At 61.1% G+C, this 22,086-nt stretch carries 19 protein-coding genes and 2 pseudogenes; 10 read left to right on the top strand and 11 right to left on the bottom strand.

What is annotated here, in order from left to right:
* Positions 1–88 precede the first annotated feature (88 nt).
* Complete coding sequence (locus AB3X96_RS23110) at positions 89–1,345, bottom strand: N,N-dimethylformamidase beta subunit family domain-containing protein (RefSeq protein WP_368591707.1); 1,257 nt, start codon at positions 1,343–1,345, stop codon at positions 89–91.
* A 912-nt stretch (positions 1,346–2,257) separates the two neighbouring features.
* A complete protein-coding gene (locus AB3X96_RS23105) occupies positions 2,258–3,127 on the bottom strand; it encodes a LysR family transcriptional regulator (RefSeq protein WP_368591548.1) in 870 nt (289 codons plus the stop codon).
* Between the two features lie 122 nt (positions 3,128–3,249).
* Here AB3X96_RS23105 and AB3X96_RS23100 point away from each other — a divergent pair, with 122 nt between their 5' ends.
* The 3 genes from AB3X96_RS23100 (at position 3,250) to AB3X96_RS23090 (ending at position 6,431) form a co-directional block, all read left to right on the top strand.
* A complete protein-coding gene (locus AB3X96_RS23100; protein ID WP_368591547.1) occupies positions 3,250–4,641 on the top strand; it encodes an MFS transporter in 1,392 nt (463 codons plus the stop codon).
* Between the two features lie 106 nt (positions 4,642–4,747).
* Positions 4,748–5,866 carry an NAD(P)/FAD-dependent oxidoreductase gene (locus AB3X96_RS23095; RefSeq protein WP_368591546.1) on the top strand — a complete coding sequence of 373 codons (1,119 nt, stop codon included), beginning with the start codon at positions 4,748–4,750 and terminating at the stop codon, positions 5,864–5,866.
* Between the two features lie 196 nt (positions 5,867–6,062).
* Positions 6,063–6,431, top strand: coding sequence for a hypothetical protein (locus AB3X96_RS23090; RefSeq protein WP_368591545.1), 369 nt, complete (start codon positions 6,063–6,065; stop codon positions 6,429–6,431).
* 40 nt (positions 6,432–6,471) lie between these two features.
* Here the strand turns inward: AB3X96_RS23090 and tatA are convergent, their stop codons facing one another.
* From tatA to AB3X96_RS23075, 3 genes and pseudogenes are all read right to left on the bottom strand, one after another.
* Positions 6,472–6,684 (bottom strand): Sec-independent protein translocase subunit TatA, encoded by a 213-nt coding sequence (gene tatA, locus AB3X96_RS23085; protein WP_176105829.1) that lies wholly within the window; start codon positions 6,682–6,684, stop codon positions 6,472–6,474.
* 374 nt (positions 6,685–7,058) lie between these two features.
* The gene (locus AB3X96_RS23080; protein WP_368591544.1) at positions 7,059–9,344 is read right to left on the bottom strand and encodes a hypothetical protein; all 2,286 of its coding nucleotides are present in this window, start codon (positions 9,342–9,344) and stop codon (positions 7,059–7,061) included.
* A gap of 544 nt (positions 9,345–9,888) precedes the next feature.
* Positions 9,889–10,326, bottom strand: a pseudogene (locus tag AB3X96_RS23075) (integrase core domain-containing protein); the annotation flags it as partial.
* 512 nt (positions 10,327–10,838) lie between these two features.
* Between AB3X96_RS23075 and AB3X96_RS23070 the strand changes: the two are divergent.
* Positions 10,839–11,456 (top strand): hypothetical protein, encoded by a 618-nt coding sequence (locus AB3X96_RS23070; protein ID WP_368591543.1) that lies wholly within the window; start codon positions 10,839–10,841, stop codon positions 11,454–11,456.
* Positions 11,457–11,736: 280 nt separating this feature from the next.
* Positions 11,737–12,147: pseudogene (locus AB3X96_RS23065) on the top strand (IS21 family transposase); the annotation flags it as partial.
* Between the two features lie 453 nt (positions 12,148–12,600).
* On the opposite strand, the gene AB3X96_RS23060 reads toward AB3X96_RS23065, so the two are convergent.
* Both AB3X96_RS23060 and AB3X96_RS23055 read right to left on the bottom strand, forming a co-directional pair.
* On the bottom strand, positions 12,601–13,005 hold the full coding sequence (locus tag AB3X96_RS23060) for a nuclear transport factor 2 family protein (RefSeq protein WP_176110364.1): 405 nt from the start codon (positions 13,003–13,005) through the stop codon (positions 12,601–12,603).
* Between the two features lie 947 nt (positions 13,006–13,952).
* Positions 13,953–14,942 carry a LysR family transcriptional regulator gene (locus AB3X96_RS23055; protein ID WP_368591542.1) on the bottom strand — a complete coding sequence of 330 codons (990 nt, stop codon included), beginning with the start codon at positions 14,940–14,942 and terminating at the stop codon, positions 13,953–13,955.
* Between the two features lie 102 nt (positions 14,943–15,044).
* Between AB3X96_RS23055 and AB3X96_RS23050 the strand changes: the two genes are divergently transcribed.
* The 4 genes from AB3X96_RS23050 to AB3X96_RS23035 are packed head-to-tail and all read left to right on the top strand — an operon-like array spanning position 15,045 to position 18,335.
* Positions 15,045–16,538, top strand: a complete 1,494-nt coding sequence (locus AB3X96_RS23050; RefSeq protein ID WP_368591541.1) for an aldehyde dehydrogenase — start codon at positions 15,045–15,047, stop codon at positions 16,536–16,538.
* Positions 16,539–16,560: 22 nt separating this feature from the next.
* Complete coding sequence (locus tag AB3X96_RS23045) at positions 16,561–17,214, top strand: NADPH-dependent F420 reductase (RefSeq protein ID WP_368591540.1); 654 nt, start codon at positions 16,561–16,563, stop codon at positions 17,212–17,214.
* A gap of 20 nt (positions 17,215–17,234) precedes the next feature.
* Positions 17,235–17,921 carry an NADPH-dependent F420 reductase gene (locus AB3X96_RS23040; protein WP_176105836.1) on the top strand — a complete coding sequence of 229 codons (687 nt, stop codon included), beginning with the start codon at positions 17,235–17,237 and terminating at the stop codon, positions 17,919–17,921.
* 3 nt (positions 17,922–17,924) lie between these two features.
* Positions 17,925–18,335 carry an ester cyclase gene (locus tag AB3X96_RS23035; RefSeq protein ID WP_176105837.1) on the top strand — a complete coding sequence of 137 codons (411 nt, stop codon included), beginning with the start codon at positions 17,925–17,927 and terminating at the stop codon, positions 18,333–18,335.
* Between the two features lie 32 nt (positions 18,336–18,367).
* Here AB3X96_RS23035 and AB3X96_RS23030 read toward each other — a convergent pair whose 3' ends face one another.
* Together AB3X96_RS23030 and AB3X96_RS23025 are read right to left on the bottom strand one after the other, a co-directional pair.
* The gene (locus tag AB3X96_RS23030) at positions 18,368–18,538 is read right to left on the bottom strand and encodes a hypothetical protein (protein WP_368591539.1); all 171 of its coding nucleotides are present in this window, start codon (positions 18,536–18,538) and stop codon (positions 18,368–18,370) included.
* A 5-nt stretch (positions 18,539–18,543) separates the two neighbouring features.
* Entirely contained in the window at positions 18,544–19,449 is a 906-nt protein-coding gene (locus AB3X96_RS23025) for an NAD(P)H-binding protein (RefSeq protein WP_368591538.1), read from the bottom strand.
* Positions 19,450–19,687: 238 nt separating this feature from the next.
* On the opposite strand from AB3X96_RS23025, the gene AB3X96_RS23020 reads away from it, so the two are divergent.
* A complete protein-coding gene (locus AB3X96_RS23020) occupies positions 19,688–20,599 on the top strand; it encodes a helix-turn-helix domain-containing protein (RefSeq protein ID WP_368591537.1) in 912 nt (303 codons plus the stop codon).
* A gap of 34 nt (positions 20,600–20,633) precedes the next feature.
* On the opposite strand, the gene AB3X96_RS23015 is transcribed toward AB3X96_RS23020, so the two are convergent.
* The gene (locus tag AB3X96_RS23015) at positions 20,634–21,485 is read right to left on the bottom strand and encodes an anti-sigma factor (RefSeq protein ID WP_368591536.1); all 852 of its coding nucleotides are present in this window, start codon (positions 21,483–21,485) and stop codon (positions 20,634–20,636) included.
* On the bottom strand, positions 21,482–22,000 hold the full coding sequence (locus tag AB3X96_RS23010; RefSeq protein WP_176105843.1) for an RNA polymerase sigma factor: 519 nt from the start codon (positions 21,998–22,000) through the stop codon (positions 21,482–21,484). The genes AB3X96_RS23015 and AB3X96_RS23010 overlap by 4 nt, the downstream gene beginning before the upstream one ends.
* Positions 22,001–22,086: the final 86 nt, after the last annotated feature.

The following is a 22,086-nucleotide window of genomic DNA, read 5'->3' as shown; positions in this document are numbered from 1 at the left end:
CTCATGTCAAACCAACTGACGCTACGTGGCTTCTTCAGGCCAGCACCCGATATCCCCGCGCGACTTTAGGTGCGCGGCAGAATCGTCATTAAGCCTGTGCTGTAACGGACTGTCTGTCGCGATTGCTCGGATTGGCCAGCAAGCGTTCGAAGACGTTGCTGGTGATACGGTCGACGACAGCATGACTTTCGGCGTGCGGATCCATGAGGACGCGAGCCCAGTCTGTCGTGCCTGCGTTGAAGACGATGCCCGGCTGAACTCCTTTTTCGGCCGCCCGCTGCAGCACGCCAAATACGCCGCGTCCGCCGACGTCCCATCCATTCAGCGCGCTTGTCATGCCAAGCACGTGGAAACCATTGGGGTTCGGCGGCAAGCCGTCTACTTCGTAGCCCACCAGACGATCTTCGGCACCAAAAATGTCTCCGTTGTTCAACTCCGTACCGGCGAGCGCCCAGTGACTCGCGTCCTCGACCCGGAATCCGGTTGCTGGGCGCTCGCGCCGGATCCAGCCACCACGCATTAGACGCCATTCTCCCCACCAGCCGCCGCCATAACCATAACTGAGCCCGATCAGGTCGCTTTCGTCGTGACCGGGCCAATTTTCCGCGAGGCGAGTCACGCGCAGATCGGGAGCGTGAGGGCTGCCGCGCGAAAATTCGATTGGCCGATAGCAGGTGTTTCCACTAAAGATCGCGTAGTGTCCGCCGTTTGCAATGAAGCCGGCCATCCTGTCACGCATGCGCCTGCTCCAGTATTCATGATGACCCACGCTAAGCACGCAGCGATACTGGGTTAGATCAAGGCGGTCACCATCATCGAGATCCAGGTCGGAGTAGAAGTCGCAAGCAATGTTCTTCGCCTGCAGCCAGCGCACGAACTTCGCGTCCCAGTGTGGGAACTGTTGGCGCGGGGACCGAGGTTCATAGGGGTCGGCAGGCTCGCCGAACTGCGCCCCGAAGCCGCCACCTGGTCTTAGCAGGGTCACGGTCGTGACAGGTTTCTTACGTCGAACGGGATCGTGATAAAAACCGCCGCCGCCGATCGAGTTGTACGCTTGATACGTCGCGACAGGCACGATGTAAGCGACCGACGCCGATGGTCGCGGAGGGCGCGCGACCAACATTGCCATACTTCTGCTGTCCGGCGGCAGCCCGTATAGAGGCTCATGCGCGGCGCAGTTGCGCCCCAGCGGGCGCACGGGCTCGCCGTTGGCGCGCACCTCGTAAGCCACCGCGACATACACCCCCGACGTCGCATCGGCTCGATCGAAGCGAAACCGGAAGCTCGGCCACCGCCATGCAGCGTCGCAACGCGTTGGGGTTCGTCCGCGCGGCGAAGTCAGCATCCATTGGCCACTCACGCTGTCGCAATCCATCGCGCCGCGGTCCTCTACAAGGATTCCGCAGTGGAACTCGAGCGCTTCTCCGATGCCTTGCCGGTAGATTGCAACAGAAAAGCGGCGCCCTGGCTCGACGGCGAGTTCGAAAATGCCGCCGGCATCGTAGGCGGGCGCGAGCGGATATAACCTCATCGATCACTTTCTCCGATCTTTGACGAAGCTGCACGTGGACGAGATGGCGGGTCATAGTGGCAACCATGTCCCGCACCGGGGCAATTTGACGCGGGGTTACTCACTGCGACGTGAATGCTTTGGGCGCCCTTTGGGTCTGTTCGGAATTGGCAAAATGATACCTCCCGCGCTCCGCTTTCAATTACACGGTATGCGACATAAGATACGCGGTATGCGCCGAGTGACATCGAAATGCTTGATCATCGGGCTGTTCAACGAGTCGGACTATCCGACGCTTGCCAGCATGTCGGAGAAATTCGCCGTCAGGCTCGCGGTGTTGCTATTTCCTGACGCGTCGGGCTGCTCTCGGCCGATACTGTTGAAAAAGTCGCTGCGTGGTTTTATCAGTCCCGCCGCGAGAGAATCGACCTCTCAGATCGGCCCACAGACCGCTCGCGCACACCGGCCAAGGGTAAGAAGACCCCTAAAAACCTAGCGCGAAGGACGGGCAGTGACTTTTTCAACAGTATCGACCCTCTCCGGTCGTTCAAAGCGAGCAACGGCGCATGGCAGCTTGCAAGGCAAAACGGTCATTGGTCCATCATGCTCGCTTAGTGATCGTCGGAGCCGGGAGGGGCGGCGTTGATGCTAATGGCCAGCGCAGCGTTTCTGGTCCACCGTCAAGAATCCCAGACAGCCAAGCCAATCACGATCCTTGCCGGTTCATCGTGCTGTTGCCGCGCCAATTCATTTGAGGGCGGCGAGAGCCATTTCGATAAGTTGTTGCTGACGTCCGGTAGCGTCGCTACTCTGTTTGCGCAAAATCATAAAAAGAGAAAGTGGGTCGGGCGGACTTAGCGCGATCCGGTGGATCGTGCAGCCCGTCTCCTTCGCCAATGGGGTCGTCAAAAAACTGGGAACGATGGCCCACGCTGCATTTCTGAGCATCGGCGCGAGCATGTGTGCTTTCTCAACCCAATTTACGTGCCGCGACAATCCGCGGCGGCTGCGCCACATGTCGAACTGAGGCGACCACGGCAGATAAATTTCTCTTGACGGTTCGAGGTCGGTAATGTCGAGGGCTTCCGGCAACGAGGTCTTACCCGAGCCAGCGTAGACCACAAGCATCGCGTAATCCCGGACCTTCCTTGAAACAAGATCGATGTGTTCGGATGGGGACAGCGTGAAGGCTACGTCCAAATGACCAGATGCAACCCGGTTGGCGAGTTGAAAGTAGCGCGAGCTTTCCATGTGCAGACGCACGGGCGGTGTCTCATCGCAGAGCGCAGCGACAAACGGAGGCAGGACGTTGATCGCGACCGCGTCTACGGAACCCACAGCAAGATGTCGTACCTGGTCGGCCTGAAGTTGCTCGGCCTCAATTTCAAGCATTTTCCAGCGCTCGGCAATGTCGAGAAAACGCTCACCCTCGGAGGTCAGTGTTATGCCCCTGGTTCCCCGCGAGCGCAGGAGGAGCGGATGTCCTATCCGGCGCTCGAGGGACTGGATCCGATACGAGACTGTCGATTGCGTCGTAGATACGATCTCGGCCGCCTGAAGCAAACTTCCCGAGCGGACCACCGCCAGGAACGTGTTGATCTCCTCGCTGAACAGCATATCGAATCCTTCGATATCTGGTGAATAAAATCTGACATTGACCGATATTGTGCCCCCACCTTAGCCTAGCTGAATAGAAAAACAAATCCCGTCATTTGATTCGGTAACGTTTGGAGGCACATATGGGAAAGGCACTCGTCGGCATCGAAGATTTACCTCCGAGCCGCTTTCATAAGAGGATAGCCCTCGTGGCGGCAGGGGGACCGTTCTGTGACGGGTATCTGCTAGGGATCATCGTTGTAGCGCTGCCGTTCATTGCGAAGGACCTCGCGCTGAACGCGCTGCAGATCGGTCTGATCGGCGCGTCGAGCCTGATCGGCATGTTTGCCGGCGGCCTGGTTTTCGGACCCATGACGGACCGCTTCGGCCGCCAGAAGATGTATGTGCTTAATCTCGCCGTATTCGTTATCTGCTCACTCGCGCACCTGTTCGTACATGACGTGACGACGTTGTTCATCCTTCGTTTCGTCATGGGGGTTGCGCTGGGCGCGGACTATCCCATAGCGACCGCGCTCGCAGCTGAATTTCTGCCTCGGAAGCTTCGCGGGCCGGTGCTCGCGAGCCTCGTGCTTTTGCTCTGGGTTGGATACACCATAAGCCTTGCAACGGGTCTGATCGTTAGCGGTAGTGATAGCGGTGTATGGCGCTACATTCTTGCGAGCGCTGCGATCCCTTCGGCGATATTCCTGCTGCTGCGCCTGAACATCCCCGAGTCGCCGCGCTGGTTGATTTCCGCAGGACGCGTAGAGGCGGCTCGTAGCATCGTGGCACAGCACCTTGGGCCACAGGTTGACTTCGATGCACTCGTTGCTGAAACGCGCGTGAGCACCTCCAGGCGTGGCCTTGGGCTGTCCAAAATCCGCGAACTGCTTTCGCGAGGCTATGGGCGCATGCTGGTGTTTTGCTCGATCTTCTGGATGTGTCAGATTGCGCCTTCGTTCGCAATCAAGACGTTTCAACCGATGCTATTGAAATCGCTCGGCGTCACTCAGCCACTCGCCGGCTCGCTCGTGATCATTTCATTTGCCATCGTCGGAACTGCGATCGGCATGTTCGTCGTCAACCGCGTCGGTCGGCGCACGCTTTGTCTGGTCTCTTTCGTTCTTGCAACGCTCGCGCTTTTTCTTCTGGCAACGCCGATGTCGAACATTGCCACGGTTGCGATCGGTTTGTTCGTTCTCTTCACGGTGGCCGAAGCTGCCGGCTCCGGGCTGCAATTCATCTACCCGAACGAGATTTTTCCGACTGATCTTCGTGCAACCGGTATGGGACTCGCGATGTCTGCAAGCCGCATCGGAGCCGCGGCAGGAACGTTCCTCCTTCCTACCGTGCTAGTCCATTTTGGAAGCGCGACTGGTCTGCTTATCGCGGGTGGGATCAGCCTGATTGGCCTGCTCGTATCGGTTCGCATGGCTCCCGAGACCCGTAACGTGTCGCTCGGCGCGGCGAATGCTCCGAGCATGGCAGCGAGCGCCAGCGAACACTCTCTGCAGCGAAGAGAGGCTCGCAGCTGAGCGGAAAGGACGGCGTAGCCATCGCTGACGCCGGTCAGCCACAGCAACTCGGATTTAAGAATCTCACCCTGGCAACACTTCTTGCACCAATGCAAAGAGGCACTCTATGAATTCGGCACCTAAAGTCATCGTCATCGGCGCTGGCATCATCGGCACCACACTCGCTTATGATTTCGCGAAACGCGGCGCGCGCGTCACCGTGCTCGACAAGAACGAAGTCGCGAGAGGCGCCACTTCTGGATCATTCGCGTGGATAACGAATCAGACGAAGTTCCGCAATGCGGACTCGCTTGGCGAAGTTGGCGCGCAGCATTACTTCAATCTGCATCGCCTGTCGCACCTGCGCTGGCGTTTCCTGCAAAGCGAAATCGACGGTCTGCCGATTCGCTGGTCAGGCTGCTTTCAAAGCGCCGAGCCCGGCACCGAGGAGGCACGGGAACTCGCGGCGGAACTGGACCGGCGCCTGCGCTGGGGCAGCCCGACGTACCGCGTCACCGCGGCCGAGGCACGCGAGATTGAGCCGGGGTTTGAGCCGGGAGCCGAAACGGACATTTTCTACACGCCCGATGAAGGGATGATGTCGCCTGTGCAACTGACGTCAATGATGCTCGATGCGGCGGTCGCACGAGGCGCGCAATATTCGCCGCACGACGCGTATCAAGGCTTCACCAAGACGGCGGGCGGTTACGAGATCCAAAGCGGAAGTGGCAAGCGCGAGGCCGACATTCTCATCTTCGCGGGCGGCATCGCGAACCCGGAACTCGTCGAAGGCACGGGGCTTAAGGCACCGCTCATCCACAGCACGGGGAGCGTCGTCCATCTCGCGCCGTTGCCACGGATTTTCGATTCGGTCATTCTTGGCGCGCATGTTCACGCGATCCAGCGCATCGACGGTCGTGTGGTCATCGCCAAGCACTTCTCCGGTTCGCCCGTTGGCGATCCAAGCACGCCCGACCCCGAGGAGCTTGTACGTGTCGCCGCGCGCGTGCTGCCCGGCTTAAAGGACGCCGTTGTAGAGAAAGTCACCGAAACGCGTCGCGTCATTCCCGCTGATGGACTGCCCGTCGTGAGCCGTTCTGAAGACCTGCCCGGCGTGTTTTCGATCACAACGAACGCGGGCATCAGTCTGGCAGCCGGATTGTCGCAGCTTATCGCGACTGAATTGCTTGACGGCGTGGCTGTGAATCTATTGGACCCGTATCGCTCACAGCGCTTTGCCGATTAAGAAAGGCTGTGACCCCATTCAGGCGGACCGCCATGAACGGCCTCGGTTTGATGACCGCTTGCCAATGCCCTCCGGCCGCCTGAAGGTCTCCGACCGAAGGGCGACGACCGTCGCCTATTGGCCGGTTGTACCCATTCAGATACGGCGCCACAAAGCTGCCGCTGCCGTAGGGAACGGCGGCTTTCAATGACGGGAGTTGAATGCGTACAACCGGCCACTTTCTGCCGCTCGCCTGAGCCATGCGGTGGTCGTTCGAACGACCCGTCCACTTCGAAACCCGCATGGTGCTCAACCCCAGTTGTCGGCCAGAGCCGACATTGGAGCGGGCTGGATTTTAGGTCAGCAATGTGGCGGATTGCCGACGGTGGAGCTATCGAGCGGCCGGACACCTGCTACCTGCATCGCCGAACTCACACTCTCAACCATCAACTGCCTTTGGAGCCGGCACCGCAGGCTCGTTATTGTTCACATTGAGTGGGACGATCTCGGCGCGGCCGCCTGGCAGGATATCGGCGAGATCGGGGCTTGTACCGAGCACACCGCAGAAACGAGCGAATTTCTGTAAACCGGAGGCTGTGGCTCTGGATGCTAATGTGGCGGGTCCGTTACTTCGCGATTACATCCTTCGCCTGAACATCAATCGTCGGCTGGGCCGCGGCTCCATTAGTGGTCGACGGTGACCCACCACCCATGCCTTCCTTGAACGCTTTGAAGGCACCGCCCAGGTCGGAACCGGCGGTACGTAATTTCTTGGTGCCGAAAACAAGCGCAATAATGGCCAGAACGATTAGCCAATGACCGATGCTGAGACTTCCCATATCAAACCTCTAGAACTAGAAAAACGTTGAACGATGACGCGCAGCTTTTCCGCACGTTCCGGAAATTAGTAGCGGGTTCCGGTGTAGCCCCCATTGTCAAACTCCGAAGCGATCCCGTCTCATTGAGCCATTTGCGGAATCGAAACCGTGATTGCCGCCACCAATGCGTGTCACCCGCAGACTCAAGAAAGCTCCGGTCGTCCCAGCCGTGATTTGCGTTCGCAGCGTTCGAAGCGTTCGCTGCCGATGCAATTGCGGACCTTCTCAAACGCAGAAGCCAGGTGTGAAAACGCTAGCGTTTACGCACATTCGGCATATCGAGACATGCTAGTGCCGTGACGATCGCGAATACCGACTCTGGCGTCCGCATCGGCTCAGGTGTCAGGATTCGCTGCGACGAAGCTCTGGAACGCACCGTAAGTCGGCTGGATCGGTACCAGACTGTTCGAGACGATGCCGAACGTCTGGTCACCACTCGTCAAGTCGTAGTACATCACCGACTGAACCGCAGACGTCTTGCGCGCCGCATAGAATTCGCCGAGTTGCTGACTGACGTAGGTCGCGCGGAACGCTTCGGTATCTTCGGGGGCGGCGTTCCATTCGGAGATGATGAACGGCACTCCATAGCGCGCCTTGCAGTAGATTGGCAGGTTGAAGCCTGGACCGGCACCGTCCGAGCCTACGTCGAAGATATCGCCATAAGGCTGGTAGTTGTGCCACGTCGTGATGTCCCAGCGAACCTTCGGGTAACCGCTCGTCCCATTCGGCTGCAAGCCATCCCATAGCATGTCAGAGGCGGCGATATCCGCCACGCAGAAGTTGATACCGCACTTGGCGTTCGGCTGCACGGATTTGATGCCATCGATCATGCCGCGCATCGCGCCGCGCATGATCGGCCAGTTCGCGTTGTTGAAGTCGCCCCTGCCTGTTCCGGCCGTTGCCGAATTCAGGATGATCGCCCCGTCGCGGGTCAGTTCATTGCCACATTCGTACATCGTGACGCCATACGGCGCCAGCGCCGTGGCAATCGCCGCAGCCCCTGAGAATGAAGCCTGATAGGCCGCCGATTCACTCGTGTACAGGTTGTTGTTTGTGTCACGGAGCCCGTATTCGACGAGCGGGAAAAGCGTCAGTCCGGCGGACTTGAAAGCGCTTGCCAGGGCTACCAACGCGTTTATCTGGGTCGGCGTGTTGAAAACGCCGACGCGATACGTCGTGCATCCTAGCGCACGCAGCGCGCCGACGACCTGCGCGGGCGTAAACGTATAATCGTAGTGCCCGTTGATGCCGTAGAACGCGCCCGGCGTCGCCGCCGCGGCGATACGCGGGTCCGTACACGGTAACCAGTTGCCGTTCCATGTCAGGACAGAGAACTGCCCGCCCGTCCCCGACTGATAGATCATGCCGCCATACCACAACAGCAGGCTCACGTTGGAGGAGGACGGATCCTTGACCTTGTTCTTGTAGATATAGCCGTTCGAAAGCGTCCAGATGTTGCTGGACTTGTCGATGATGTAGGCGGCGGACGGAATCGTCGTGCCGTCTGCCGAAGTGCCGCCAAGGCGCGGATCGATACACGACGTCCATCCCGACCCAAGCCACTGATAGAAATTGCCGCTCGTGTTTTCCTGGTACACGCTGCCGTTGTACCACAGCAGCATTGTGACGTTGTACGAGTAGGGGTCTTTGGTCCCGTTCCTGTAGATATACCCGTTGGAGGTCGTCCACACGATGCCGGACGCGTCGATAATGGACGTCGCCGGCGGGGTTGTCGTGCCGTTGGCCGAAATATTACCCCCGACGCGCGGATCGACAGAGGGTGTCCAGCCCGTCCCAAGCCATTTGTAGAAATCCCCGCCCGTGTTCTGCTGGTAGATGCTGCCGTTGTACCACAGCAGCAACGCGACGTTGTACGAGTAGGGGTCTTTGATCCCGTTCCTGTAGATATACCCGTTGGAGGTCATCCACACGATGCCGCTGGCGTCGACTATGGACGCCGCAGGCGGGGTTGTCGTGCCGTTGGCCGAAGTGCCCCCGAGGCAGGGATTGGAAGCCGGTGTCCATCCCGACCCAATCCACTGATAGAAATCTCCGCTCGTGTTCTGCTGGTAGACGCTGCCGTTGTACCACAGCAGCATCACGACATTGTACGAGTAGGGGTCTTTGGTCCCGTTCCTGTAGATATACCCGTTGGCGGTCATCCAAACACTGCCGCTGGCGTCGACAATGGCGGACGCCGGCGGGGTTGTCGTGCCGTTGGCAGAAGTCGTACCGTTGGCCGCAATGAGGCGCGGATCGACAGAGTTTGTCCACCCCGTCCCAAGCCACACATAGTAATCCCCGCTCGTGTTCTGCTGGAAGACGCTGCCGTTGTACCACAGCAGCATTGTGACGTTGTACGAGTAGGGGTCTTTGGTCCCGTTCCTGTAGATATACCCGTTGGAGGTCGTCCACACGATCCCGGAGGCGTCGACAATGGATGCTGCCGGTGGGGTTGTCGTGCCGTTAGGTGAGGTGGATACGCTGGCGTTTGCCTTGGCCGCACTGCTGTTGCTGCCAGGCGCAGTGGCGTCGCTGTTGCTCCCGCCACCGCACGCCACCAGTACATAGCTGCTTGCAGCAGCCGTCAGGCAGCCGAGAAATCGTCGTCGATTGATCACAGAAATAATCCGCAGCCGGAAGACCCGGCCAAATTCAGTTGGTAAGCACTCGAGTCACACGGGTCTGACGTGCGCCAGAAAGTGGTTGCATCTTTTAATTCGGTATGCTTATCAAACCGCTGCAATACGATCGGACGACGGCTCCCAGGCGTTCATCAAGGCGCCGCGTTTTCTATCGAACTGCTTGTCGGAGGGATTTCGATTACCGGAGCGATCCTCACTTGACCTGCCTTTGCGCAGCCAGCGAGCGAATTCGCAAAAAGGGAATAAGCGATAGTGATTCGGTAGTAATTACCTTTTCGAGCCTCTCGTCAGGTAAGAGATACTACTGGATGTCGGCAGGAAGTGGGCCGGAGGTTAGAGCACGGCGGAAAATAGGCTTATTCTTGCGATAAAAAGGCGCCCGCAGGTTACTTTTTTCGCGGTCTGCGAATCGGAAGCGACGAACGTCCAGAGGGTGGTGGACGATGAGCACTTTTCCACGGGGTATCTTTCCAATGATCTTGGGGAGCGTTCAGGGCCGGAAAGTGACCTTGCCCCTGTTTCACGAATCCCATAGCTGAAGTGTGTTAGCTGGAACTCGATCTGACAGGTAGTCTGGGCCGATAGAGAAGACGCGATCAATGGGAATGAGTTTCTCCCTCGCGAGTTGCAGTGAATCGAGAAAGGGGCGCATCGGGGTCTTGCCGTAACACCATCGTCCCTGATGTTCACGTTCATTGTTGTACTGGTCGAGCCACGCATCAAGATCAGTCTGCAACACGTCTATCGATTCGTAGATCTTCTTTCGGAAGGCCACACGATAGAACTCGTTGAGCATGGTTTTGTGCAGCCGTTCGACGATCCCGTTGGTCTGCGGCGACTTGGCCTTGGTACGAGTGTGATCGATATCCTCCACGGCCAGATACAGCTCATATTCGTGATGCTCGGGATTGCCGCAGTATTCCGTGCCGCGATCGGTCAGCACACGCAGCAGCGGGACAGATACGCTGTTGTTGAATAAAAAGATTGCGAGGACAACCTCTTTGCGTACCTCTAGAACCGTTTTTTACTTATCCTCGTTATGTTCGTTTTCCAACACAACACAAACAACACAACAGGTTTTTTCCCAACGTGCGTACTAAAAACATATGGCCCATCTATCATCTTCCTTGCACTATCAAAAAATGACAAGACCCTATGAGAGACCCTGCCGTGAGCAAGTTCGCAAAACTGTTGACGTTCGTTGTTTGCGCAACGAAGCGCCCGGAACTGCCGGAAGATCATGCGGGGAGTAGCAGCTGGCCAGATTCCCGAAGCTTTGTCGAGCAGTAGCCGCGACGCTCACCAGCCGGACTGACGATTAGAACGGTCGAGTCGGCAAGCCGTTAAATGCAACCGTCGGCACAGTGGGCTCTGGTCGGAAATTGGAAGGCCACGCGCCTCGAAAAAACGCTCACCGACCGCCGGCCAGGAGTCGGTCCGCGAAACCCTCATAAGGAAGTGAGGCCCGTCATGAACATGCTTACCATCACCGCTCGCCAGCTCTTGTTATATAGCCACACCCTCGTCTTCGCCTTCGCCATCGCGCGCGTGTTGCGGGAAGACGTGGCGCTGCTCACGGCTCGGCGCATTGATGCCGTCAGACTGGAAGCCACCGGACGTACCATTGCAGGGTTGCTCGGCCTGCTCTGGATAACGGGCGTCGCTATGATCCTGCTTGGCACCGGCTTACATATGGCTGTGCTGGTCTCCAAGCCGAAGCTGGCTGCAAAGCTGACAGTGGTATGCCTGCTGACGGCGAACGGCTTGCTGCTGCATCGAGTCGCGTTTCCGATGCTGACCACACCGCAGCGTCGCCCACGTCGGGCGGCGACGATATGCGTCTTGTTGGGGGCCATCAGTTCGGTGTCGTGGCTCTATGCGTCTTTTGTAGGCGTGGCGCGCCTTATCGCCCCGGCGATGTCCTATACGGCCTTTCTAGCCTTGTACGGGGTGGGGCTGCTGGGCGGGATCGGGACTGCGTTGGCGGTGGCGCGGCCGCGTGTGGAGCGGCTATTGGCACCGTTGTCCGGCGGGGACGTGGTTGCCGGTTCGGCGCCAGCCGGACGATTGAGCTTGCCGCCTTTTTAGCTCGACCCTGAAATAGCGCCGCACGCAACGCCATCCGGTCGTCCAAGTCGAGCGCGGGCTTGGCGATCTACGTCTCAAGAAGCCACTCGCGTTAAAGGAGTTGCTGCGCGCGATAGATGAAATAAGCGTGGCCACAAAATTGGGATGGCGGATCAGGAATGACCGTGCTTGCTGTCGTCTCGGACCTAGCGGTTTCTATGCAGTCCACGGGAATCTGAAGTATCCGAAGCGCACCAGTCCCAGTGTCATCGATGACTGGGCTGCGCAACTGACGGGTTGGCTCCGGGCGGACAGTCATCGACCGAAGCGTGACCGGCGCACGGCGCGCTTCATGTTCGAGGCAATCCGTGAACAGGGCTATGCCGGCAGCTATGGCCGTGTCAGCGCGTTCGTGCGTCGCTGGCGCGAGCGGCAGGCCGAAGCGCCGCGCAAGAAGGCCTATGTCCCGCTCGCCTTTGAGCCCGGCGAGGCGTTCCAGTTCGACTGGAGCTGTGAGTACGCCTTCATCGGCGGTCTGCGGCGCCGTCTCGAAGTCGCCCACGTCAAACTGAACGCCAGCCGCGCCTTCTAGCTGATCGCATATCCCACACGGAGTCACGAGATGTTGTTCGATGCGCACGCACGCGCATTTGCCGCGTTCGGCGGCGTGCCGCGTCGCGGCATCTACGACAACATGAAGACCGCCGTGGACACCCACCATTGCCACATCGTTGAAACAGGCAATGAATCGTGGCGCTTCAGGACCAGTTCTGCCAAAGCAAAAACGACGAGAAAGAGAGTTTCAAAGACGATAATGCGGTGGAAGTTCGGCACGTTGTAATTCGTTCCCGCGCTGCCTGCCGGCGTGCATTGCGCTTCGCGCAAAGCACCACCGATGTATTCGCGATGTATCCCTGCCGTCGCGCTGCGCGGGTCATCCCGCCCGATGCAGCTTCGTGGCTACCGTGCCGGCGTGACGCTTAACGCGTCGGGGTCCGTTCGCCGCTTTGCGGTGACGCCCCCTCGCTATGGGCCGGGCAATACCTGATCCGCGTTCTTGTTGCGGAGATGGACAGCCTTCCGCGTTGCGCTAAATCGCCGGGACTAGGTCGAATTCGGCATCCAGATTTGCCATACGTGATCTAACCTTGTAGGCCAATGATCTCTATGGCCGATGGGCCGCCGCTTCACGCGCCGTGTCGTGGTATTCCTTGAATTTTGTGACTCTTCCGTTTTCGATTGTGAAGACGTGAGCCCACTCATCTTCATACGTAATGCCAGTTGAATTTACGCGCCAGCGCTGGACCCCAAGCACGACCACCTTGTCTTCGCTGGCAATAAAATCGAGAGGTTCGAATCGTTCGGCAGTCTGAGTCGCAGCAAGCGCACTGAAGAATTCCGCGACCTCCTGAGGGCCGTGCCTTCTGCCGGCGAATGGGATGATTTCAGTGGGCCCAGGTATGAACCAGTCGACATTATCGGCGAGCGTTTTCAGGACGCCCTCGATATCGGCTTTGCTGAATGCATCGTATGCCTGCTGCACCAATTGAACGTTGAGTTGCTCGATCATCGCGCCTCCCATAATCGCCATTTGGAGATCTTCCAGCATCGCAGCGGAATCGAGATCCGTACAAGATCATCATAGTTGTGTCACCGAAATCGTGCTCGCCAAGCAGCAAAAATCTTAGAACCTGCTGGACGCTCCAAGCTCATGGATGGCTGTCGGAATCCTGACAGCCGCCGTCGAGGTCCGGCCGGGTCGAGAGGCAGAGATGGGTCGTGAAGACTCGTTCGCATTCCCCGGAAGGCGACATTCGCCGGCACCTGGTTGCCAACGACAGCAAAGGGACATGCAGCAGCCACACGGCGCCTGACCGGCGAGCGTCCGCATTGGCCGACCAGCCGCCGGCAGGCTCAAGGCAGCTGTGACCTGACGGTATCGCTGGCGGCATCGACCTCCGAAGTCATCTGGAGATGCAAGGCTTGGACGATCTCTCTTAAGCGGGCGGAGCTGATTTTCCGATGCGGCCCACCTAAGGCCGTTGAGTGCCGGGCGGGAATGCCGGTATCGCTGACGGTATCGGCGGCCGCTATGGGACCCGAATTAGGCCCAGCATTGGGTTTGCGGCGGGTTGTTGTCAATTGAGTGGGTGTTGGATCTTCTCCGAACGTGTTTTGCTTTGGGACTGCCTCCCCGTCATGCCGCGACAGGTCCGCCACCTTCGGGTCGTCTGTCGTGAAACGCAACACTAATTAGCCTAGGAACCGCAACGGAACTCAGCGCAGGTTTTGGCGCAGGTTTGTTGGCAGAGGCCTGTTGGGCAAGGCCGCTTCACTACTTCGACGAGAACGAATAGAGAAAATTGCGGACCATTCTGGGTGAATCCGAAGTGTTCCGTTGAGGCCGGTAAGTGCCCGCGCGAAGCGCGATGACTTGCTACCTTGATCGGAGATTTCAAGGCGGCGAACCAGCTGTCGATTGGGAAAGGGCCGCTTCCCGTTCCGTCGCCCGGCAGCCTACCCGGGAGCCTGTGTTTCCGCCTGCGTGGCCTGCTGCCGCCGTCCGATCGCGATCGCGCGCTTCACCGGTTCGCTTTCCCGCACTTCCGCCACGACAAATTCAACAAATGCCGTGACGCGTGGCGGCAGATGCCTGCGAGCGGGGTAGTAGACGCAGATGTCGCTGCGCCGCTCGGCGCATCCCGGCAGTACATGCTTCAGTCTGCCGGCGTCGATCAACGGCGCCGCGTGATGTGCGCCCAACAGGGCGATGCCACAGCCCGCGACGGCGAGTTCGGTCAAGGCCTCGGTGTCCGTCACGACCAGCCGGGAGCGAGGCTGAAGCACGATCTCGCTCGTGCGCGCCTGAAACTTCCATGTCTGAATTCGTCCGGTATTCGGCGAACGAAACGAAATAAGCTCGTGGTGCTCCAGATCTTCGACGGACGAGGGCTCCCCATGCCGTTCAAGGTATGCCGGCGCCGCGCAGAGAATCAACGTCAACGGTGCGAGCGTTCGCGCGACCACACTCGAATCCGTATCCTTGAGCTGACCGATCGCGCAGTCATAGCCCTCCAAAATCAGGTCAACGCGGCGATTATCGAAACGCAGATCGAGCTCTATCTGGGGGAAGCGCTCTCTGAATCGGCCCAGCACGGGCAGCAGCGCCGCGCGACTGAATGCGATCGGCAACGATACCTTCACGGGTCCGCTCAACTGCGTTTCGTCGGATGACAACGTCGTGATTGCGTCCTCGATCTGCTGCGTCGGCTGCCGCACCTGCGCGTAGAGCCGCCGCCCTTGCTCGGTGACCGACAGGTGCCGCGTGGTCCGCTGAAACAGCCGGCAGCCGACCAGCGCCTCGAGCATGCCGATCTGTTTGCTCACAGCGCCGGGTGTGACCCCGAGCTGGCGGCCGGCGGCCGAGAAATTCGCCAGATCGACCGTCGCGGTAAACGTCTTCAATGCCCGCAAGAGGTCAATCGAGCTGGCTCCGTCCGCTTTCATTTTGCACCTCCGCTCACAACTGTTTTCTCTCCGGGTAGCATAGACGAGCACTGCTCCGGCGCTGAAAATGGTCTCCACTTGGCAACAGTCAGGAGGTCGATCATGGTCCAGGAATCGGCGGCGCTCCCGCGGCGCAAGTGCATGCCGCGCGGTCAGCTTCTTATCGACGGCAACTGGCGTGACGCATCCGACGGCTCGACCCTTTCGAGCATTGATCCGACCACCGAAGGGACGGTCGTGGAGTTCGCGAAGGCGACTGTGACGGACGCCGACGCAGCGGTCAAAGCAGCACGCAGGGCATTCGAGACGGGCGCCTGGCGGCGCATGCATCACGAAGCGCGGGCAAGAATCCTGTTTCGCGTGGCCGACCTGCTCGAAGAGCGGGCGGAAGATTTCGCGTTGCGTGAATCGATGGATATGGGCATGCCGTACCGCGATTTCGTCGACGTCATCATGCCCCACTGCGCGGGCCTTTTCCGTTTCTTCGGCGGGATCGCGATGCACGCGATGGGAGGCGCCTATCGCACGTCATACGAACCACACATCCGTATCCTGACGCGTCGCGAACCGCTAGGCGTGGTCGCAGCGATCACGCCTTTCAATTTTCCGCTGGCGCTCACCTGCTCGAAAGTTGCGCCGGCGTTGGCAGCCGGCAACACCCTCGTGCACAAGCCGGCGTCCGATACGCCACTGACCGCGCTCGCGCTCGCCCAGGTGATGCTCGATGCTGGGGTGCCGGAAGGCGTCTACAACCTGATCACGGGACCCGGCGGAGCGCTCGGCGACGCGCTCGTGAAACACCCGCTCGTCGACAAGATCGCCTTTACCGGTTCGACCGCTGTCGGCCAGACGATTATGCGCAACGGCGCGGACACGCTGAAACACACGACGATGGAGCTCGGCGGCAAGTCGCCGAACATCGTGTTTGCAGATGCCGATGTGGACGCGGCAGTCCAGACGGCCTTCTGGGGTGTCTTCTGGAACAAGGGCGAAGTCTGCGTCGCCGGTTCGCGATTGCTCGTGGAGCGGCCGGTCTACGACGAGGTCGTCGAAAAGCTGGCGCGGATGGCGCAGGCCGCCGTGCTGGGCGATCCGCTCGATCCGCGCACACAGGTCGGGCCGATTGCGTCGAGGGCGGAATTCGACAAGGTGCAGCGGTACATCGACGCCGGCAAGTCATCGACGGCCCGCCTCGTAGCCGGTGGCGGCACCCGCCGGATCAACGGCAAGGGGCTCTTCATCGAGCCCACGGTGTTCGCCGACGCAACGAGCGATATGGCCATCAGCCGCGAGGAGATTTTCGGACCGGTGCTGCCGGTCATTCCGTTCCAGGGCGAACAGGAGGCCGTGCGCATCGCGAATGACACGCCGTATGGGCTCGCCTCAGGCATCCAGACTCGCGATCTGGGCCGCGCATTGCGGCTCGCGGATCGCATCGAGGCCGGCACGGTCTGGATCAACACCTGGCACAAGTACCACCCGAGCGGACCCTTCGGCGGCTACAAGATGTCAGGCTACGGCCGCGAGCAAGGTGCCGAAGCGTTCGAGAGCTATACGCAATACAAGTCCATCTGGGCAAACATTTCGCAGGCCTGACGATAGGGAAGGAGGCTCGACCATGAAAATCGGCATCATCGGTGCGGGAAATGTCGGAACCGGTCTCGCGAAGCATCTGCTCGGCAAAGGGCACTCAGTGATGCTAAGTTTCAGTCTCGACACAGAGAAGCTCCGGGCAACGGCGGCGGAGCTGGGTGCGGAGGTCGGCAGCGTCGCCGAAGCGGTGCGATTCGCTGATGTCGCGGTGCTGGCGACGCCCTGGGGCGCCGCGGCCGACGCGCTCGCGCAGGTCGGCGCGCCACCCGGGCGGAAGGTGTTGTGGGACTGTACCAATGCGCTGAGGCCCGACATGAGTGGTCTCGTCGTCGGCACGACGACTTCCGGCGCCGAAGAGATCGCGAAGCTGGCCCGCTGGGCAACAGTGGTCAAGGCCATCCCGCCTTTCGCGGAGTTGCTGCATTCGACGGAAGTAAGGGTCGGTGGCGAGCGGGTAGGTGTGTTTGTCTGCGGCGACGACGCAAACGCGCGGACGGTCGTCGCGCAACTGGTTGGCGACATCGGCGCCGAGCCGATCGACGCCGGTCCCCTCACGCTTGCGCGTTACACTGAACCTGCCGCCATGCTGCTCGTACAACTCGCATACACACGCGGGTTCGGCACGAGAATCGGCTTCTCGTTATTGCGCGATATAGCGGGAAACGTGCCTGGCGGCTAGCGTTCCTGATCGCGGAGGTGATGCTGGCGATCGCCGGCGGAGGAGAGGGTGAAATGAAAGTTGGTGTATTGGGTTCAGGTGATGTCGGGCGGGCACTGGCGGCAGGTTTTCTCAAGCATGGGCACGAACCGATGCTGGGTACGCGCACGCCCGGCAAGAACGACGTGCAGGAATGGGCGCGCAATCACGCCGGCGCAAGGACCGGTACGTTCGACGAGGCCGCCCGCTTCGGCGACATCGTGGTGCTGGCAGTCCTTGGCCGCATTGCGGGAAACGTGATCGAGCTTGCGGGAGCGGACAATCTCGCCGGCAAGACCCTGATCGACGCCACCAATCCGCTCGCCGATGAGCCACCGGTCAACGGCGTGCTGAGATATACGACAGGTCCGAACGAATCAGTCGGCGAGCAGATTCAGGCCCAGATTCCCCGTACGCACGTGGTCAAGGCATTCAACAGCGTCGGCAATGCGCTGATGGTGGATCCGCAGTTCCCGCAAGGCACGCCGACCATGTTCCTCTGCGGCAACGACGAACAGGCGAAGGAACGGGTTGCCGCGATCATCCGCGAGTTCGGCTGGGAACCCTACGACTGCGGAAGCATTGTCTCGGCACGCGCGCTCGAACCGCTTTGCATGCTGTGGTGTCTACCGGGCTTCCTGCGCAACGAATGGCGGCATGCGTTCAAGCTATTGACCAGCGAGGGGTGAGCCATGCAGCCATTACCCGTGCCACCGGCAGGCGATCCGGGATTCACGCTTGAAGAAATGAAGCAGTTCGTGATCGAGCACTTCGAGAACTTCGTGAACCGGAAGAAAGCGGAAGTTGCGCGGCAGAACCTGAGCGTCGATTTCCTCGACCACGACGAACCGTCAGGTCCCCAGGTCGGCCCCGAAGCCGCGATTGAGATGATGACGGAGCTTTACAAAAAATGGCCGGACCTGCATGTCACTGTCGAAGACATCCTCGCCGAGCGGGACAAGGTGATGGTCAGAAACACCTGGCGCGCGACCGACGCGGCGTCCGGGCAGAAGATCGAGTTCCACGGCTTCGTGCTGTGGCGATTTGCGAATCGCAGGATTGTCGAGAGATGGGCCACGGTGACCGCGCCGCGCGCAGTGTGACAAAAGCTGCAGTAAGCCGGAACGCCAGCAACCTAGAACACGCCGAAATCGTCGTTGCTATCGGGAATCGCGGCGAGCAGGTTCGCAAGCGCGCGGCAGCCGATCAGGCTCGAAAGCGTTATCGCCGCGCGCAGCCAGCGCTCGGCGCGTGAGTCTGGGTGCGCCGCTGCTCGCGCCACGCCGTCCGCTTGCCGGACGTCCATGCAGCTCACCGCGCCGCCGCTTGCGTACCGCCCACGCGCGATAGCAGCGCCTCCAATACCTGTCGCAACGTCGTGGCGCCGAAGCGTCGCTCGCTCACGTTCGCCTCCACGTCGATGCGGCCAGCGTTGTGCGCGTCGTACAGATCGACGATCAATTGCGTGTGACGCTCGCCGAGCCCGGCGCCGCGCAGCACGCCACTCCATTCGTCGCGCGGCACCCGCTGGGCAATCACCGGCCGCCCCGACAGTTCCGCCAGCGTGCGCGCGACGTCGAGCGCGCTCACCCGTTCTTTCGCTTCGATACTGACCACCCGCGGCGTCTCGCGCGACGGCGCTTCATCGAGCAGCAACTGCGCGGCAAGCGCGCCGACGTCCTCGGCGGCGACGGTCGGAAACAGCTTGTCGAGCGGATCATGCAGACTCGGCAGCATGCCCCGGCCGAGCGCGACCGGCAGCACGCGCGCCCAGTTGTGCATGTGCTCGGCGGCGCGCAGCAAGATCAGCGATGACGCGACGTTGCGCAACTGCGTTTCGAGGTAGTGGAACAGCGTCGTGATGCCGGTGCCGTCCGAGTGCTCGGCGCCGTAGTCGGATAGCGCGAGGAGCCGCGGCGGCGCGGCCGTGCGCAAGGCAGCGACGCCCGCGTCGATGATGCGCCGCATGGCGGCCGCGGGATCGTCATGCGCACGCGGCACCGGACAGAGCCATTGCACCGCCCGCGCGCCGTCGATCGCGCGCGCGACCGATTCCGCGTCGTTGAGGTCGGCGAGCGCGATCTCGCAGCCGATTGCCGCGAGTGCTTCGGCTTGCGCTGCCTCGCGCACCACCGCGCGTACTGGTTGGCCCACGCGACGCAAGGCGGCTGCGCTCGCCTGTCCCACATGACCGGCCGCTCCGAAAATGACGAACACGTTGTGCTCCTTGTGAGGATCGCTATGGCGTGATGGTAGGGACGCGGTGCCCGCGAGGCGCTCAGATCCGGATGACATTGCGCAGATATGGATGATTTATTACTGCGATGCCGCGCAGGTCGCGCGGATCGCGTGGGCGGTTGGCGCGTTACGAAATTCCGTCACGCCGGCGAAGCCGCCGAAAACACCGCACAATGCAGGTTTCTCGCCGTCATTCAAGTCACTCAGGAGACAAGCGATGAACGCCGTCACCCCGATTCCCGCGCCTGCGCCGCACAGCGGCTCGCGCATCGCCGTACGCACCAGCAGGGCGCTCGGCTGGCATGGCTTCGGTGCGGATCTGGTCAACGTGTCAGCCGGTTTGCATCGGATGCCGGCGTTCGTCCATCACCGTGTGGGCGTGCACGTCGGCGCGCCGGTGACCGCGCGCTGTCTGTGCGATGCGCGCCGCCACACGCGGATTCAGGCGCACGGCGACGCGGACGTGATCCCCGCGGGGCTCGAAGGTCAGTGGAGCGATGACGCCGCCTGCACGATTTTCAGCGTCTGGTTTGCCGAGGACTTCGCGCGACGGACCGTCGAGCAACTCGCATTGAAACCGGCCGACGCGCAGCTGCGTCCGCGCTTCCAGATGCGCGATGCGCGCTTTCAGCATCTCGCCTGGGCGCTGCGCGCGGAGCTCGAAGCGGACGATGCATCCGATCCGCTGTACGCCGAAAGTCTGTGCACGGCGATGCTGGTGCGTCTGATCGGCGTCGAACCGCTGCCCGCCAACCGTCGGCGGACGCTCGCGCCGCGTACGGCCGCGCGCGTGATCGAGTTTATCGACGCGCATCTCGATCAGCGTTTGACGCTCGACGAGCTCGCCATGCAGGCACAACTGAGCGTGCCGCATTTCAAGGCGCTGTTTCGCGAAACGCTCGGTGTGCCCGTGCATCAGTACGTGGTACAGCGCAGGGTGGAGCGCGCGCGAGCGCTGCTGCTGCAAGGACGCCTCAGCGCAAGCCAGATCGCGCTCGAGACGGGCTTTGCGCATCAGAGCCATATGGCGCACTGGATGTCGCGTTTGCTGGGTGCAACGCCGCGTGAACTGCGCGTCGCCGCGCGCGATGACGCGGTGACGTCGGAGCAGGCGAAGACACTACGTTGATGCGCGGAACCGCGCGGCGCGGAACGCATTCGATTCAACCATGCGCCGCACCCGTCAACTGCGCATAGACATCATGCGCGAGCTGCAAAAGCTCGTTGCGATCGATTCCGCCCGACACCGCATAGCCAAAATCGCCGTCGACCCAATAGAACACGTTGACGGGCCCCGCCTGATACAGCTTGAACGCCGTTGTATTCGCGTTCTCGCGACGATGCGAGATGCACAGCGTGACACGCTCGCCGTTCGGTCCGCGATACATGAACTGCGCGGTCGGTCCATCGTCGCCGGGCAGCAGGCGGCCGCCCGACAGCATGAAACCGCTCTTCGACAGCATCGGCGGATGGACCTCGGTGCCGAGCCGGTCCGCGAGCCATTGCACGAAGTCCTGCTCGTGATCGGCGCTCATCTCGCTCGGCCGGTCGATCGCCGGCATGTAGACGACATGCGCGACCGCCGCCCGGCGCGCGAAACCCTCGGCGCTGGTCGCGCTGACCGCACGATCGCCGGCTTGGGTGTCGGCCCGGGTATCGGTTCGATCGATCGCAACGGGTGGAATCAGATCGTTCCTGTGCATGCCGATGCCCACGCCGAGCACGAGCGCGGCAGCCATGCCCGCGAACTGCGCGGCATAACGCGGCCAGTTCGCGGCCGCCCGCGCGCGGCGCGGCGCGCCGGTCTGCAGACGCATCGGCACGGGCTCGCTGAGCACGCGGTCATAGCGATCGTGAAGCAGCCCATTGAGAGAAAAGTAATCGCTGACGCGCGCGGCCAGCTCCGGATTCTGTTCGAGCGCGCGCTCGACCTCGTCACGGCGCTCGCCGGACAGCGTGCCGTCCACGTACGCGTGCAAGTCTTCTTCGCCGATCGGCATTTGCGGCTCGCTCATCGCACCACCTGTAATTTCGCACCGGGCTGGGCGCCCGCCATCAAAGCTCGCAGCCGTTCGCGTCCGCGCGACAGCCGCGACATCACCGTACCGATCGGAATGTTCAGCGCGAGCGCGACGTCGGCATAGCTCATCTCCTCGAGACCGACCAGCAGCACCACCTCGCGCTGCTCGACCGGCAGACGCTGCAGCGCGTAATCGAGGTCGCGCATTTCGAGCGAACGCGTCTGGCCCGACGGCACCGAGAGCTCGCTTTCGGCGATGCTGTCGTCGTCGACCGCGACGTGGACCGCGCGCGCCGCCGCCTTGCGCGCCTGATTCGCGAACACGTTGTGCATGATCGTGAACAGCCATGCGCGCAGATCGGTGCCCGGCTGGAACAGACGGGTGCGGCCGAGCGCGCGCTCGAGCGTGTCCTGCACGAGATCGTCGGCGAGCTCGCGATTGTTGATCAGCGCCCGCGCATAGCGCCGCAGACGCGGCACGTGCTCGATCAGCTCGTCACGGACATCCATGGTCGATCCAGGGGCGTGGGGGTGGCATCGGCTTCACTCGCGTCGGTATCGATACGCACCGGGCCGGTCGCGGAAGCTTCCGTCGC

The sequence above is a fragment of the Paraburkholderia sp. BR13439 genome (assembly GCF_040948805.1).
GTDB lineage: Bacteria > Pseudomonadota > Gammaproteobacteria > Burkholderiales > Burkholderiaceae > Paraburkholderia > Paraburkholderia youngii.
This window is presented reverse-complemented; position numbering and strand designations above follow the sequence as displayed.